The organism is Myxococcus faecalis (assembly GCF_050039385.1).
In the GTDB taxonomy this organism is placed as follows: Bacteria; Myxococcota; Myxococcia; order Myxococcales; family Myxococcaceae; genus Myxococcus; species Myxococcus fulvus.
On record NZ_CP144336.1, the window covers coordinates 1,753,300 to 1,767,798 of the forward strand.

A 14,499-nucleotide genomic window follows, 5' to 3' on the forward strand; every position below is an offset into this window, starting at 1 on the left:
AGGCCTCAAGCGGTCTGGGCGCGGGACTTCGAGGGACGGCGGACGGTGGGATGGGCTTCCTCGTAGGCGCGGCGTTCGTTCAGGTCGAAGAGGCGATCGAGAACTTCATCCTCGAAGGCTTCGAGCTGTTTGGGAGTGGCTCCGCAGTACGGAGGGACGTGGATGTCCTTCCAGCCGTAAGCGTCCAGGACGGCCTGGTCCACGGCCACGTGCAGGTCCCGCAGGCGCTGCGTCGCGGTGTCGGTGACGGACTTGTCCTTGAGCCGGTTGTAAGTCGTCGTCAGGCCGATGTTGTGGGCCTGCATGTACTGACTGCGCTCAGCGTGGAGCCGTTCGCCGATGCGGTCGAGCGCTGATGCATTCCCGAAGTCAGGAAAGGGGAAGGTCTCGAAGCAATCACTAGGAGCATAACGAAGGCGGTCTTCGAGCGATGACGACAGAAGCCGAGTCCAGACCTCATGCACGCGGGACTGCAGCGCCGTCAACCAGCGGGCCTGCTCGACGGGAACGACAACAACGCCTTCGCTGAAGACCACGGACGACGGCTGCCACGAGAACATCAAGTGCTTTGAGACTCGAGAGATCGTGAGGCAACGGCTTAACGGGCGAAGTGCTTCATAGAGCGCCGGAGTCGTCTCGCCAAATCGCCACCAGTACTTTCGGCGAGCATCGCGCTTGTTCTTGTCTCGCTCAGGCTTCACCAACTCCCGTACGATGCGGATGAGATCGGGCCAGCGCTCCGCTCCGGCCAAATCCATTTGCTCGAAATTGATTACATACCTTTCAAATTCAGGACACGGGTCAGAGTTGAGTTCCTCGCCACCCACGTAGCGAAAGATACGCGCCGCGTTCTTAGATGACTTTTCAACAAGAGTCGAGCGCTGCTCGGGGCTCAGCACGAACCCCATTCCCAAGACGTACATCCCAACGAGACTCTTGCCAGCATTTGCACCAATCGCCACAGGATCCGGGCGTTCAGGCTTTCCACGCAGCCGAGAGTTGATGCACTTTACAGGCAGACGATCCAGGCGAGGCTCCAGCATCAGGCTGGAGACGTGCCCCTTCGCCAGATGCACGGTGGACACCGAGACGTTTGCGCCAGCCACCGGCCACTTCATGGAGCGCACGGCGTCATAGAGGTGGCCGCCGTGGTCCACCAAGTACTTCAGTCCAGTTGCCCTCGTGTCCCCCTGCGCGATGGTATTGGTGGCGATGAATCCGAAGCTGCCGTGTTCACCCAGCAGATGGAACGCACGACGGAAGAAGTGTGCGGAGAGATCCGCGTTGCCGTGCGCCCCCTCATGAACCGCCTGGAGCCAAGGGAGATAGTTCTCTCCGCCCGTCTCGATGATGGCGTTCTTTCCCGCGAACGGCGGGTTCCCCACGAACCCATCGATCCATGCAGCCTTGTTCGGCTGCTCGTTGTCGAGCGGATCCGGCCGGCTCCCATGGAAGACCTCTGGGAACTCCAGCGGCCAGTGGAACGTCGATGACGGCGCGGAGAACGCCGCAATGTCCTCCGGCATGGGAGGCAGAACCCCATTCGTCGCCTTGGACAGCCACGTCCCAATCAGGTCCAAGCGGCGGACACGCTCCCTCTCCCGCTCCTTGTCTGAACCCTGGGCGAAGAACGCCCCGACACACGCATTCGCTATGTGCCTGATGTCCTCCAACGCCTTGTCCGCGTCCCGAAGAAGCCCCTCCTTCACCCTGCCGGGCCCCAGGTCCAACTGCAGCGGCTTGCGGTCCGGCCCTTCCAGGTCGAGAGCGAGCTGGAGGATCTTCTCGCGCTTCTCCAGCGAGCTGTTCAGTGCCTTCGAGATGAACGCCCAGGGCAGCTCCGACTGTTTCTTGCTGCTCGGGTCCCAGTGGAACGCTCGAAGTTGCTCCAGGCCGAGCCCGACCAACGAATCTCCGCACTTGAGCGCATGGTCCAGGAAGGTGAAGGGCTCCGTCTTCGCCAGCGTCACGAGCCACAGCGACAGCTTCGCGAGTTGCACGGCCCATGGATTCTTGTCCACGCCGTACAGGCATCGCTGGGCCACCAGCCGGCGTGCCCGCATCACCTCGTCCTCGTGCTTGTCACGCTTCAGCACTCCCTCACGTGTCCAGGCGGCGACAACCTGGTCCGCGAGGAAGCGGCAGGACTCCACCAGGAACGCACCCGACCCCATGGCCGGGTCGCAGATCTTCAGATTGAGGAGTCTCTCGGAAGACGGCTGCGGCCCCATGGTCTTGAGCAAGGGCTCCAGCGCCCGGCGGACGATGGGGGACGACAGACTCCGAGGCGTGTAGTGGCTGCTGGTCCGTCGCCGCTCGTCGCCGGGTTGCAGCACCAGCTGAGATGCGCGCCGTGCCTCGGTCCCCTTCGCGCGGTACGGCTCCAGCGCGGTGAGGACCAATTGCTGCGTTGAGGCCTGCTCCAGCGCTTTCGACAGGGCCTTTACCGCCTTCGCGTCGAGGCCCGTCTGCTCTTCCAGCCAAGCCGCACGCCGCTTCGAGGGCTGTGCAAGCACCTCGTCCACGGAGACCCATACCTTCGAGGGCCTGAGGCAGATTCCAGCCCCGGTCAAGCGCTTCACGTGGAAGCCCATCAGGCCCTCGTACACGGAGCCGATCTGCTCCACGTCGAGCGACTTGAAGCTCAGTCGCTGCCCCTTGAGGAAGACGAGCCGCTCCAGGACCTGCAGGACCGTCTCGTCATCGATGGGAGGCACCCGCGCATCCGTGCCCTCCTCGGAGGAGCCCACTCCCCCCAGGAAAGGAAATGCGTCAGGGTCGAAGAGTTCCCCACGCCGCGCCGGCATTCGCAGCTTGTCGTGCGAGGCCCCCAGGTAGATGCACCGGAAGAGCGCCAACAACCGAGGCCACGCACCGAAGCGCCGATTCATCGAATCGGGGTATTGGCTGCAGTCCTCGACGAGCTGCGCGTGAAGAGCCTTCACCGACAGGTCATCGCGATAGGGCTCCTGGTCCACGGGGAGCAGGCCCCGGTCCTCCGCGTAGAGGATGAAGACGAGTCGCAAGAGCGTGGAGAGGAGCCCGCCGTAGACATGCTCCTCACCTCGTGAGAGCGCCTCGTCCAGGGCCTGGGAGCCATCCCGTTCTGCGGCTGTCTCGAAGCCCGTGAGCAGGACGCCGAGCGCCTCCAGTACCTGGTCGGCCAGCTCGTCGGTGACATCCGCCTGCCGGCGGCGTGACTGCTCCAGGAGCGCGGGGAGCTGATGCTCGGGCAGCACGCCGAAGAAGCGGCGCGCGTGCAGGAGCATCACCATCGCGTCGAACAGCGGACGACCGCTGGCGGTGACGAGGTCCTTGAACCGGAAGGTGATGTGTCCCGAGGTCTCTCCGTGGGGCGCATAGACCAGTCGCACGGAGTCCCCGTTGAACAGCAGACCGATGGGGACCCGGGCCGCGCGCAGCAGCCGGTCGAACTTGGCGGTGGGTTCGTAGAACCACGCGCCCGTGGTGTCTTCCTTCTTGTCCAGGTCCAATCCGGCCGGCAGCTCCCAGGTCAGGAGCGCGAAGCCCTCCGCGGCGCGGCTGATGGGCGTGGAGTCATCCGGCAACCCTTCTGGCCTCGCGGGAGGGGGCCCTCGTCGCAACAGCCCCCGCGAGGGCTTGAGGGTCTGTTGCCCCTCCTCGATATCGAGTTGGAGGTCCTCCGGAAACCTCGTGGTGAAATCCTCCTCGGTGTAGCCCAGCACCTCGCGGAGGAAGCGCGGGACATCCGTCACGCGAGGTGAGTCCCGGCCCGCCAGCAGGACGAACCGCGACTGCGCGGACACGGGCAGGCGCTGCATGCACTGCGCGTCCTCGAGGACTGGGATGGAGACCACCAGCCCCTCGATGGGCTGCGCCATCCCCATCCACGTCTGGTGATAGCGACGCTCGACATCCCCGCCAAGGCTCTGACCGTTCATTAGCGAGCCCCCGGCCACAGGTAGACCATGCCCACGGGAACCAGGCGGGCGACCCGCACGGCGTAGGTGTCCTTCAAGGATTCAGGTTGTTCGACGAGTTCCCTGCCGAGTGCCGTCAATCGCTGTTCGAGGTGCACCTTGTCCCTCCTCCATTGATCCTTCTCGGCTTGGGCATCGAGCGAGAGCTCGAGCTGCGCGCTCAGGGCCTCCTGGATGGCCTCCTTCTGCTCGCGGAGAATCTGAGTCAGCGCCTTGGCTTCGGATGCGCCGCGCGCCGCCAGCTTCTTGCGAGCCCCCTGCTCTCGCACCGAGGCCTGTTCCTCGATGGCGGGCCAGAGCTTCGAGAAGTCGGACTCGGCACTGGCCAGCAGGCGTTTCTGGACGGCCTTCGGTATCGAGGAGAGCGCGGGCGCTTCCGCCAGCGTGGTTTCCAGTTGGTCGATGACCTTGCGGTCCGCCTCATCGGCGAAGGGCTTCAGGTGCCCTCGGCCGCCGCCGTCCAGCCACCTGGCTGAGACAGAGACCACCTCGTCATGGAGCCGCGCGGCGCCCTCGCCGAAAAGAGACAACCGGCCGAAGACGATGACGCGAGCCACGGCGTCGCGTTGGGTCTGGACCACGGTGACTCGGCTAAGGTCGTTCGCGGAGAACCCCTGCGCCAGGAACCGCTGAAGCACCCTCTGGACGAGCGGATGGGACAGGTGCAGGTGGACGAGCTTGCTGGCGACGCCCGGAGGTGCCTCGAAGACGACGGGAGACAGGGGGCGCTTGCGCCACTCCCAGGGTGCCTCGTCGTGCGCCCGGCGCGGACGAATGGAATCCAGGGTCGTGCTCCAAGAAGCGGGAAGCGCGGGGACCCTCCAGGCCTCCAGCGTCCGGCCCTCTTCCGTGAGGGTCTCCCGCTCCAACCGGCCCGCACCGGCCAGCTCGAACCCCACGTCCAGCGCATCGCGCAGCAGGACGGGATTGAAGTCCATCACCTTGCCGCTGCGCTCGCGGAGTTCTCCAATCGCATCCAGTTCCTTGCGCAGGGACTGGAGCGTGCGCTGAGACTCCAGTTCCCGCTTCGTCACCTCCGTGCGAGTCGAGGTCGCGGCGCGGGAGACGCGCTCCAGCGTGCCCTTCGAGATGCCCGAGGCGAGGGCATCATGCATCTGGTCCATCAGCACACAGCCCAAGCTGCCCAGCTCGCGAGTAATGGTCTCCACCTTGCGAGCGAGGGTGTCGAGCACCGCATCCTCGGCGCGCTGGGCGTAGACGAAGTAGCCACAGCGCACGGTGGGAGCGGGTTGCAAGGCACGGTCGATGCGGCCGTTGCGTTGCTCCATGCGTGAGGGGTTCCACGGAACGTCGATGTGAAAGAGGTCCGCGCAGTGGCCTTGCAGATTGATGCCTTCGCGTGCGGCGTCGGTCGCGAGGAGGACCCGCACGGGGAACTCCTCCATCGAGCCGTTGAAGGCGGCCTGCACCTCCGCGCGCTTCGCGTCATCGATGCCGCCCGTCAGCGTGAGGATGCGCTCATCACCCCGGTGGGTCCCCTCGAAGGCGGCGGTGAGCTGCTCCTTGAGGTAGCGGAGCGTGTCACCATACTCGGTAAAGAGGATGACCCGACGGGGCTTCCACGGAGCGCCCTTGGTGAGCGGACATTGGTGCTCGCGAATCCAGTGGAGCAGGGCCCGCAGCTTCGCATCCCGGGCCGAGCGGTGCCGGGCGCTCAGCTGGAGCATGTCCTCCAGGAGCTTGCGAGCCTGGGCGTTGGTCGACAGCGGCTGACTGTGCTCGCGAATGGCCTCCGCGAACGACAGCTCGAGTGCGTCGTCCGTCTCGCCGTGCTCCTCGGACTCGGGAGCCGTGTCGCCGGTGAGCGCTCCGCCGTCGGGAACCCGCGTCCCCGAGCCGAAGGCCGCCGCGTGGACGGAGAGGGTGCGGTGGAATGCCTCGATGCTGGAGAGGAGGCGCTTCTGGAGGTTGATGAAGACCAGGCGCCCCTGCTTCGTGCCGGGCGCCATGAGTTCCGTGTAGCGCGCCAGCTTCTGGGACAGCTCCAGTTCCGGGGCGGAGGCTTCGCCCAGGTCGACACGCTCCTCGACGGTCTTTCCGTCCGGGGCGAGCCACTCGGCGTGCCAGCGCCCCGAGTCATGCGTCAGGCGCACGCCCACCACGTGTCGCTCGGGGTAGCGCTGTGAGCTGCCCAGGGCGCGAAGGTCACCCTTGAGCCGGCGCACCATGACGGGAGCCAGCTGTGATTCGCGGACGCGGGTGCCACGGGTGAAGCGCTGTGGGTCCAACATCTCCAGCAGCGCGGAGAAGCTGTTGGAGTGGCCGTTGTGGGGCGTGGCGGAGAGGAAGAGCCGGTGCTCGAAGCGCTCCGCCAGGGAGCGGATGCTACGAGTGGTCTCCGTGTCGATGGCGTACCGGCTGGCCGAGGCGGGCGCGACGACGTGTGCCTCGTCGAGCACCAGCAAGGACTTGTGGTGTCCCTTCTCCTCCAGGAGGGTCTTCAGCGGCTCGAAGTACTCGCTGCGCCGCAGGGTCTGGTACGACACGATGAAGCGAGAGTGCGTGGCCCAGACGGGGACCTGGAAGCCGCGCTCCTGACGGCGGCGGGAGACGAACTCGCTGTTGAAGATTTCGAAGCGCAGGCCGAAGCGTTTCTCCATTTCATCGCGCCACTGGAGCGTCACCGACGCCGGGCAGACGATGAGGACACGGTCCACGCGCTGGCGGAGGATGAGTTCCTGCAACACCAGCCCCGCCTCGATGGTCTTCCCGAGCCCCACGTCATCGGCGATGAAGAGATTCACCCGAGGCAGCTCGAGCGCCTTCTTGAGAGGCGTGAGCTGGTGATTCATCAAGTGGATGCCCGCACGGAACGGCGCCTGGAAGAGCCGGGCGTCGGTGGCGGTGACGGAGCTCCACTTGAGCGCATGGAGATACGCGGCGAAGTGACGCGGCTCGTCGAAACGAACAGGAGGTCCCAGTCCACCCTGGTGGGGTCGGATGACCCGAGCAGCGAGCTCACGCTCCCACAAGACAGACAGGGGGCGCCCCTGTGCGTCATCATCGAGACACGTGAGACGAACGAGAGTGTGTTGCTCCCGGACATCTGCAGGAGCAATGACCTCATTGACCAAGTACTGACGGTGTCGGACCTGCGCGATATCACCCGCGCACGGCAACAGCATGGGAGCGATTGGCACGGGAGCTACATGCCGCTACAAACCAACAACAATCAAGTGTCGAGCCCTCACCCCCCAGAGGTAGATACCCGGCTTCATCTAGCCAGGCAGACTCAGGGCGCCGATACGTGTATCCGCGCAGCACAGCATCCCTCTTAGTCAGCCGCACCATGATTTCTCTGGCCCGCACGGATGGAGCCCGGAAGGACTCCCTCGAACTCCGCATCTACACCCGCGCAAGCGCCCTGCCTGTGTCGAAGAACACACCTCGCCCGGTCCGCAGGAGCGGATTGGGCCGTACCGGTGATGAATCGTAAGAGTTCGCCGTGCCACGTCGTGCCAATGTCCGTCCGCACATGAGACCTCTTCCGTCCAGCCCCGGCGGGGCACGTAGCGAAGGATTTGAACCGGCTCCGTGAGGAGGTGCAGTTAGGAGCCGCAGTCGTTCCCGGAGTCGCTACGAACATTCGTGGAGCAGCACCGCGATGCGGGCGACGCCAGGAGAGAGGCAGCGGCGAAGCTGGGCGTGTCGGAGCCGACGACGCATACATGGAAGTAGGGCGACCTGCAAGCCGCCCGCAGCGGCGTCCGCCGGCCAGTGGCAAGCCGCTGGGGCCGGTAATCACTGCACCGCAGGGCAGCCGTCCAGCAGGCGGTGGCCGGAGTGTCACCCAAGGGAGGGTGGACAGCAGGCGTCGGGGTGGAGCTACGCAAGCGCATGGCGGAGAGCCCGCGAAAAAATCGTGGGGTCGCGAGGGGTGCTGGCGCGGTTGGCGTCTTGAGAAATGAACCCAAATCTGGCGGTGAACATGAAGAGACGAGGTGGCGCGGTCCTTCAACATGACGGCAAGGACCTACCCAGAGGTATTCAGACGCGTCGAGCACTACCGGATGATGAGCTTGGCACGCTGTGGGACTCCATCATCCTCGATGAACGGCTAAAGACTCAGCTGCTGTCGCAGGCAGTCCTCAACTTCACGGTTCGCGGCAAGGTGGATCGACAGGTACTGCCATTGCATGGAGTCATCTTGCTCGTGGGCCCCCCTGGTACGGGAAAGACGTCGCTCGCACGGGGCCTGGCGCATCGGGTGGCCAAGTCATTCAAGGGGGGCCAGTTCCGGATGCTGGAGGTAGACCCCCACTCGGTGACGAGCTCGGCGATGGGAAAGACTCAGCGCGCGGTCTCGGACCTCTTCGCGACCGCCATTGCTGAGACGGTGGAGGGTGGGCCAACCATCGTCCTGCTCGATGAGGTCGAGACGCTGGCTGTGGACCGCTCGAAACTGAGCCTCGAGGCGAACCCGATTGACATCCATCGCGCAACGGACGCCGTGCTGGTCCAACTGGATGCCATGGCGGAGAAGTATCCTCAGTTGCTGTTCGTCGCGACGAGTAACTTCCCCGAGGCCGTGGACGAGGCCTTCTTGTCGCGCTGCGACCTCGTGATGCAGGTTCCGCTGCCCGACCAGAAGGCCTGCGGCCAGATTCTCACTGACTGTCTGACGGGGCTCGGGAAGCTCTATCCGGCCATCAGCAAGCTTCCAAAGGCTCTACACTTCGAGCGGTGTGTCGGAGAATGCGTGGGACTGGATGGGCGAGCCATTCGGAAGGTTGTGGCGAATGCCCTCGCCAGCACTCCCGAGACCGCGATGGACCCGAACCGGGTGACGCTTGAGCAGTTGGTGCTTGCCGTGAAGGCCGCCAAGACGAGCCGCACGATGCAGGGGGGCAAGGCGACATGACAACGGTGAACAGGCGGACCTTTCGGAGCGTTCCTCACCGCGACGCGGTGCGAACCTGGACGGACATCGTCGAGCTCTTGACCCAGGGCAAGGCGGGTGCGGACCGGGACGAGCTCCTCGCGGTGACTGGAGTCGTATCCTGCCTCATCACGGACCAATCACCCAAGGAGGCTCCCATTGTCGTGACCTGTGACGGGCCGCGTACTCGCATCTACTGCATCTATGACGAGGATGCCGTCGACGGGACGGACGCAAGTGAAGATGTGTTGGGCTATGATCCGCTGGAAGGACAGTGGTCCGTCTCCCTGCCATGCGGGACAGATGACCTCGCATGGGTCCAAAGCACTCTCTCGACGCATGGCAGCCGCGTTACCGCCCGTGACGTTTCGAGTGGAATTTCCATTGACGATGATGAGACCCGCCTGTCGAAGGCCGGCCCTCTGATTCTCGACCCGAAGGGGTTTCTCGAATCATGACCCGTGTCGTCGTCTATACCCACACACACTCCGTCACCTTCGTGGCGGATAACATCTTGAAGAGCTTGAAAGAGATCATTCGAGAAATCGGGCTCGATCCCTCCAACTTCGTGAACAACTGGCAGACGCATCTGCTGGCCATCCGGACCTGGCTTGGGTCCGGGCATCTCGAGCGCGTCGTGCTCGAGATCTACAATCCGACGACTAATAGGCTCATTGATCGATGGGATATCGATGTCGTCCAAAATCAGTCCCAAGGAGACGGCAACTTCTGGGTGGATACCGACCAACTCAGGTACCACCTCCGCAAGGTTGGGGTGGCGCCTACCAGCGCCATGTATGAATTAGTTCTACAGACAAAGCCAGGCCGTCCTGATGTCCCAGGCTGGTCGGCGGGTTCCTTCCGCTCGACGGACGGGATGGTTCGTCAAAGCCTCGGAGCAACCATCGAACACAATGGACTTGGTGCGCATGCCAGCTACTGGAGGAAGCGCTGATGTTGACCGTGGAAGAGGCTTTTCGAAAGTTCAAGAGTCGCCTGGAACTCAACGAGCGAGAGCAGCAAAATGCTTCCTCGCGTCAGCAAGAGGTCCGGGAGTACCTGGATGGTCTTTTCGACATCAAAAACAGCTTTCTGACAGGTTCGTATGCGCGGCATACGAAGACCAAGCCGCTCAAGGACATCGACATCTTCTTCGTCCTCGATGAGTCGGAGCGCCACTATCTCAAGAAGGCATCGACCGTCGTGCTCGATGCCTTCCACGCGGCGCTCGTTACGAAGTATGGCAAGGACGCAATTCGGAAACAGAGCCGCTCCATCAACGTTGATTTCGGTGTCGTTGCCGATGCGGAGGACAATACGGACTATCGGGTCATCAGCGTCGATGTCGTTCCGGCCTTCCCCTCGGGTGACGACTTCGAGATTCCGGACCGCGAGTCAGGGAAGTGGATCAAGACCAATCCCAAGGTCCATGCCGCCAAGGCAGTGGCCGCGCATCAGGCGTACTCGAGCGAGTGGAAGGGGCTCGTTCGCATGGTCAAGTATTGGAACAACCATCCACGCCATGGCGAGAAACCCATGAAGCCGTCGTTTCTCATCGAGGTGATGGCGTTGGAGTGCCTCCATGGCGGCTGGCGAGGGCGCTTCGACTACGAGATCCAGGGATTCTTCTCCACGCTCGCGGACAGGATTTTCGACGAATGGGGAGATCCTGCGCAATTAGGGCCGGCGATCAGCGGTATGATGGACGACGACCGGAAGACGCGAGCAAGAGAGTTGTTGCTCGCAGCGGGCCGAGAGGCGTCCATCGCCATCAACCACGTACGGCAAGGACGCAACGGGGAAGCACTGAAGGCATGGCGCGCCCTCTTCGGGCCAAAGTTCCCACTGTCGTGATCAACTTTGGATTCAGATTACGACGGTGCCCTATCTACTCGAAGTGGGCGACTTCCAGAATGAAGCTCTTGGCCTTCATTTCTGTGAGCACGTCACGCAGATTCGGTGAGATGAGCAGCCGAGACTCGGGCCGCAGCTCGCCTCGCTTGTCGCCGAACAGTTTGTCGGTGAGACAGATGTCGCTGCCATCGTGACTGGCGCGCTCAACGTACAGCTCGGAGAGTTGGTTGAGCCCGGCGATATGACCCTTCGGGCAGCGGTGCTCGTTGTGCTGGTCGAGGTCGAATGGGTTGTTGCCTGCGACCGTCCTGCTGGTCAATTTCAGCGGCCTTGAGGTGACGACGAGCTGGGAGAGTTCGGAAGGCTGCGGCCCTTTGCGTCCTTGATGGAGGACGGGGCGAAATTCCGCTCCGCGCAGGCCATGCGCTTGGAAGGCTGCCACGAACCTCGGAGACACGACGATTTCTCCCGCGATGGTCTGGGCGATATCCATGTTCTTGGGGACGCGGCGGGTGTTGAGGATGAGTGGGGTCTTCATCGGTGCCCCGGCGCCGCAGTGCTGGCATGCGGCTGCGTCATCGTACTCGGTGCCACACATGGATCCTGGCGGCTCGAAATACGCCCGGACAACGAGGTTCAGCAACTCCGCGGACTGAAGCTCTTTCTCCGTGTAGCTGCGATGAATGCTCCACCCCAGAAAGAAAGACGTTCCCTTCTGGGAGAAGTCGCGGTCAATCCGACCAATCTCCTGGACCCGCTTGTCTTCAATCGGGAGAACGACCTTACGCGTACTCTCATCCAGCCGAACGCCGAGCCCAGGCTCCAGGAGCCTCGCCGCATGACGCTCTGGGATTCGGAACTCGATGGTCTCACGCATGGCTACGGTTCGATGCCGATGAGCTGGGGAATCGGGTACTGCGAATAGACTTCTATCATGATGTCTTGCAGCCTCTGCGGCTCGGGCCTCCTGCCCTGGCCATATTCCCATTTCCGACGGAACGCCTGGGTGATTGCCTTGTGGTATGCGGTGGGCAACCGATACGTCTGGCCGTTTGCCGGACCTCCCAGATACATCGGAATCAAGTGGTGGTTTTCATACCCCAGGCTGTTGGGGTACGTCGCCTGCGCTTCCTTGAGCCGCTGCTGGTAGAGCTGCCGCGCCTGGAGAACGACCGCGAGGTTCGCGTTCCGTTGGGCCCGAGTCTGGGCCTGCGCGGGTGATGGCCTCGGGTTCAGCAGTGGAGGACGGCGCAAGGGCCCGGTACCAGCGCTCCTCCGCACCGGCCGCATGGCGACCGCACCTTCGAGCGGACTCGCCGCCCCGGCCCAGACGAGCGACTCCCATTCCGGAGACAAGAAGGCACCGGGCAGGACCCCATCGCCGCCGCCACTGGGAGCGTCGACAAAAGTACCAACACCCTCCAGTTCCCCGGCGGGCACTGGCCGCACCGACTCGCTCCCACCAGCGCACGCGAGCAGGAGCAGCAACCCACAGCCCAGCAAGAGCCTCGGCACACGCATAGGGACAGCGCCCTCGTGGAAATGGCGTGAAGCAGCCCCGATACTCGCGTTTTGACACTCCGTGCAGAAGGTGGCCCCAGGTGCAGCACCACGAGCGTGACCAGCGACATCCAGCGCACAGGCGCCCGCGCCCCAAAACAAAACCCCGTGGCACCTTGCTGGCGCCACGGGGTTCGTTCTTCTCAGTGGAGGCGGCGGGAATCGAACCCGCGTCGCCCCAGAGGAAGGGGGGGCTGATTCGGAGGGGCTTCACTCTGAGCCCGCTGTTCCTGGTGCCTTGGATGACCATCGTGGAGAACTAGACCGTAGGAACGTAGTAGCACCTCTCGGGCCCGAAGTCGCAGCCTACAGACGGCAGGTGTCGCCCCAGGAGGGATGCCGCGCCTGCGCGAAGAGCTACGCCCGGGTCCAGCAGGCGTGCCTCTACCACTCGCTGGGGGCTGCTGTTGCTGAAGTGCTGGCGCTCCGCGCCGGGACGGGCGGTGCGCGATGAAGCTCTCCCCTACTTCCCGGCGCAAGCCGCTCCCCCAGCGCCCTCGCGCCCTCTCCGTCCTGCTCGAAACCGCGCTCCGGACTGGGCGTCCCCTCCGGTTGGACTCGCGCGACTGCGCGGAGCTGGTGGCCGAGCTGGAACGGCTCCGCGCCCTCGCGTCCTCCACTGCGGATGTGTCGTCCACGGCGGAGACGCCCGCCGAGCGGCGCATGTCGGCCGTGCGTGCCCAGGTGCTCCCCATCCAGGGGTGCCTGAGCTGCTCCGCGGCCAACCTGGGGACGCCGATGGCCTGTCACCGGCACGCGCTCGAGGCCCTCTTCGCCGACGCGCCGCTTTGCGTCTGCGCCGCAGTCGGGCTCGCGCGGTGCCAGCCATGTCGCCTCCGGCGCATGGAGCGCGACCTCGGGGCGCTGGGAGCGGTGTCCGAGGCCGTGTGGACGCTCCAGGAGCGCTACGGCGAGCAGGACGCCATGCCCACGGAGGTCTTTTCCGGCGCAGCGATGATGCTCGGTGGCGCGGTGCGCGCAGCTGAGAATCGCCGCGGCGTCGAGCGCGAGGACGACGCGTTCCCGCCCACCCAGCCATCCGCGTCCTCCGCATCCGCGGACGCGAAGGGCGGTGTGCGATGAGCACCACCTTCGCGACCATCAGCGCGCCGGGCCCGCTCGGGCACGTAGTCACCCTCCGTGGGACGGACGTCGAGGTGGAGGCCCACGCGCCCACCCGGCACGAGGCAGAGGCAGACGCGGCCCTCGCGCTCACCCGTGAGCGCCGCCGGCTGGAGCTGGCCGAGCGTCATCGCCAGCACCGCACGCTTGCCACTCGTCACCCGGTGACCCGGGAGGTGCGGCATGCCCGCTGAACAGCTCGCTGCGGCCCTTTATGTCTTCGGAGGGCTCCTCCACGTCACATGCGCCGTGGTGCACCTGCTCCTGGCCCGCCTTGAGCGCACGGCACGAAAGCCGGCGAAGGCGCGCCCCGCCCGGCGCGTCGACGGCAGGCCGCGCCTTCGTCTCGTCCAGAGCCGCGCCTCTCACGGAGGCGCCCATGAGTGAGGTTCTCCTCGACGTGCCGTGCTCTCACTGCGGCCACGTCTACAGCGAGCACGAAGAGAGCCCCTGCTCCATTCTCGTCCCACTCTGGGGCGCTTTGACGGAGTGCGGCTGCACCGCGTTCGTACCCATGCCCGTCGGCAGCGACTTCGCCGAGCCCAGGCCCTGGCACGACTGCCCGCCGTGCCCGAGCTGTGAGGACCGTTGCGGCGTGCCGGTGCGGCTCGCGGCTGAGTGGCTGCACCACGCCGCGCCGACGGACACGCTCGTGTGCCCAGCCTGCGGTGCCGGGTGGGTGGGCACGCCTGACGAGGTCGCCCAGGCCGAGCGCGCCCTCCGTGAGTGGGAGGCCGAGCAGGTCTACGCGTCGCGGGAGGTGGGCCATGCGTGAGCGTCCCTTCCTGCGCCCACGCACCAAGGCCCTCGTCGTCGCCGGCCTCGCTGCGGCGTGCGGTGTCGTCGCGGGCGTCGTCGCCCACTACCAGGTGGACACGCTCCATCGCGCCGGCTTTGCCGCCGTCTGCGTCCTGCTCATCTACGGCGCCGGCTCGCTGAGCCACGCCGTCCTGACGGCCCCCCGGGGGCGCTCGTGAGCCACGGCCTCCTCCGCGTGACGTTGTGTCCGGTGTGCAAGCGGCCCTGGCTCGGGGCGGAAATCACCGAGACGGGCCTGCGCGCGTACCACGCGGCGACGCCGGCTCCGACACGGTGCCGCGA

Annotated in this window: 12 protein-coding genes; 8 read left to right on the top strand and 4 right to left on the bottom strand. The window is 64.9% G+C overall.

Going from position 1 to position 14,499, the window contains the following annotated elements:
* Positions 1 to 5: 5 nt before the first annotated feature.
* Positions 6 to 3,863: a DNA methyltransferase gene (locus tag VZQ01_RS06570; protein WP_426747205.1), complete on the bottom strand. Its 3,858-nt coding sequence runs from the start codon at positions 3,861 to 3,863 to the stop codon at positions 6 to 8.
* 59 nt (positions 3,864 to 3,922) lie between these two features.
* Positions 3,923 to 7,108: a DISARM system SNF2-like helicase DrmD gene (gene drmD / locus VZQ01_RS06575; RefSeq protein ID WP_426748935.1), complete on the bottom strand. Its 3,186-nt coding sequence runs from the start codon at positions 7,106 to 7,108 to the stop codon at positions 3,923 to 3,925.
* A 779-nt stretch (positions 7,109 to 7,887) separates the two neighbouring features.
* On the opposite strand from drmD, the gene VZQ01_RS06580 reads away from it, so the two are divergent.
* The 4 genes from VZQ01_RS06580 to VZQ01_RS06595 are packed head-to-tail and all read left to right on the top strand — an operon-like array spanning position 7,888 to position 10,716.
* The gene (locus VZQ01_RS06580; protein WP_267697153.1) at positions 7,888 to 8,844 is read left to right on the top strand and encodes an AAA family ATPase; all 957 of its coding nucleotides are present in this window, start codon (positions 7,888 to 7,890) and stop codon (positions 8,842 to 8,844) included.
* A complete protein-coding gene (locus VZQ01_RS06585; protein ID WP_324289055.1) occupies positions 8,841 to 9,320 on the top strand; it encodes a CBASS system Cap8 protein in 480 nt (159 codons plus the stop codon). Before VZQ01_RS06580 ends, VZQ01_RS06585 begins: the two co-directional genes overlap by 4 nt.
* Positions 9,317 to 9,817, top strand: a complete 501-nt coding sequence (locus VZQ01_RS06590) for an HORMA domain containing protein (protein WP_267697154.1) — start codon at positions 9,317 to 9,319, stop codon at positions 9,815 to 9,817. The genes VZQ01_RS06585 and VZQ01_RS06590 overlap by 4 nt, the downstream gene beginning before the upstream one ends.
* Positions 9,817 to 10,716, top strand: a complete 900-nt coding sequence (locus VZQ01_RS06595) for a CBASS oligonucleotide cyclase (protein WP_267697155.1) — start codon at positions 9,817 to 9,819, stop codon at positions 10,714 to 10,716. The genes VZQ01_RS06590 and VZQ01_RS06595 overlap by 1 nt, the downstream gene beginning before the upstream one ends.
* A gap of 34 nt (positions 10,717 to 10,750) precedes the next feature.
* Here the strand turns inward: VZQ01_RS06595 and VZQ01_RS06600 are convergent, their stop codons facing one another.
* Entirely contained in the window at positions 10,751 to 11,593 is an 843-nt protein-coding gene (locus VZQ01_RS06600; protein WP_426747207.1) for a hypothetical protein, read from the bottom strand.
* A gap of 2 nt (positions 11,594 to 11,595) precedes the next feature.
* A complete protein-coding gene (locus VZQ01_RS06605) occupies positions 11,596 to 12,165 on the bottom strand; it encodes a hypothetical protein (RefSeq protein ID WP_426747208.1) in 570 nt (189 codons plus the stop codon).
* Between the two features lie 561 nt (positions 12,166 to 12,726).
* Between VZQ01_RS06605 and VZQ01_RS06610 the strand changes: the two genes are divergently transcribed.
* From VZQ01_RS06610 to VZQ01_RS06625, 4 genes are all read left to right on the top strand, one after another.
* Positions 12,727 to 13,359, top strand: coding sequence for a hypothetical protein (locus VZQ01_RS06610; protein ID WP_426747210.1), 633 nt, complete (start codon positions 12,727 to 12,729; stop codon positions 13,357 to 13,359).
* Complete coding sequence (locus tag VZQ01_RS06615; RefSeq protein ID WP_426747211.1) at positions 13,356 to 13,592, top strand: double-stranded RNA binding motif domain-containing protein; 237 nt, start codon at positions 13,356 to 13,358, stop codon at positions 13,590 to 13,592. The genes VZQ01_RS06610 and VZQ01_RS06615 overlap by 4 nt, the downstream gene beginning before the upstream one ends.
* Before the next feature lie 185 nt (positions 13,593 to 13,777).
* Positions 13,778 to 14,173, top strand: coding sequence for a hypothetical protein (locus tag VZQ01_RS06620; RefSeq protein ID WP_426747212.1), 396 nt, complete (start codon positions 13,778 to 13,780; stop codon positions 14,171 to 14,173).
* Complete coding sequence (locus VZQ01_RS06625) at positions 14,166 to 14,375, top strand: hypothetical protein (protein ID WP_426747214.1); 210 nt, start codon at positions 14,166 to 14,168, stop codon at positions 14,373 to 14,375. The genes VZQ01_RS06620 and VZQ01_RS06625 overlap by 8 nt, the downstream gene beginning before the upstream one ends.
* The last annotated feature ends 124 nt before the right edge of the window (positions 14,376 to 14,499 follow it).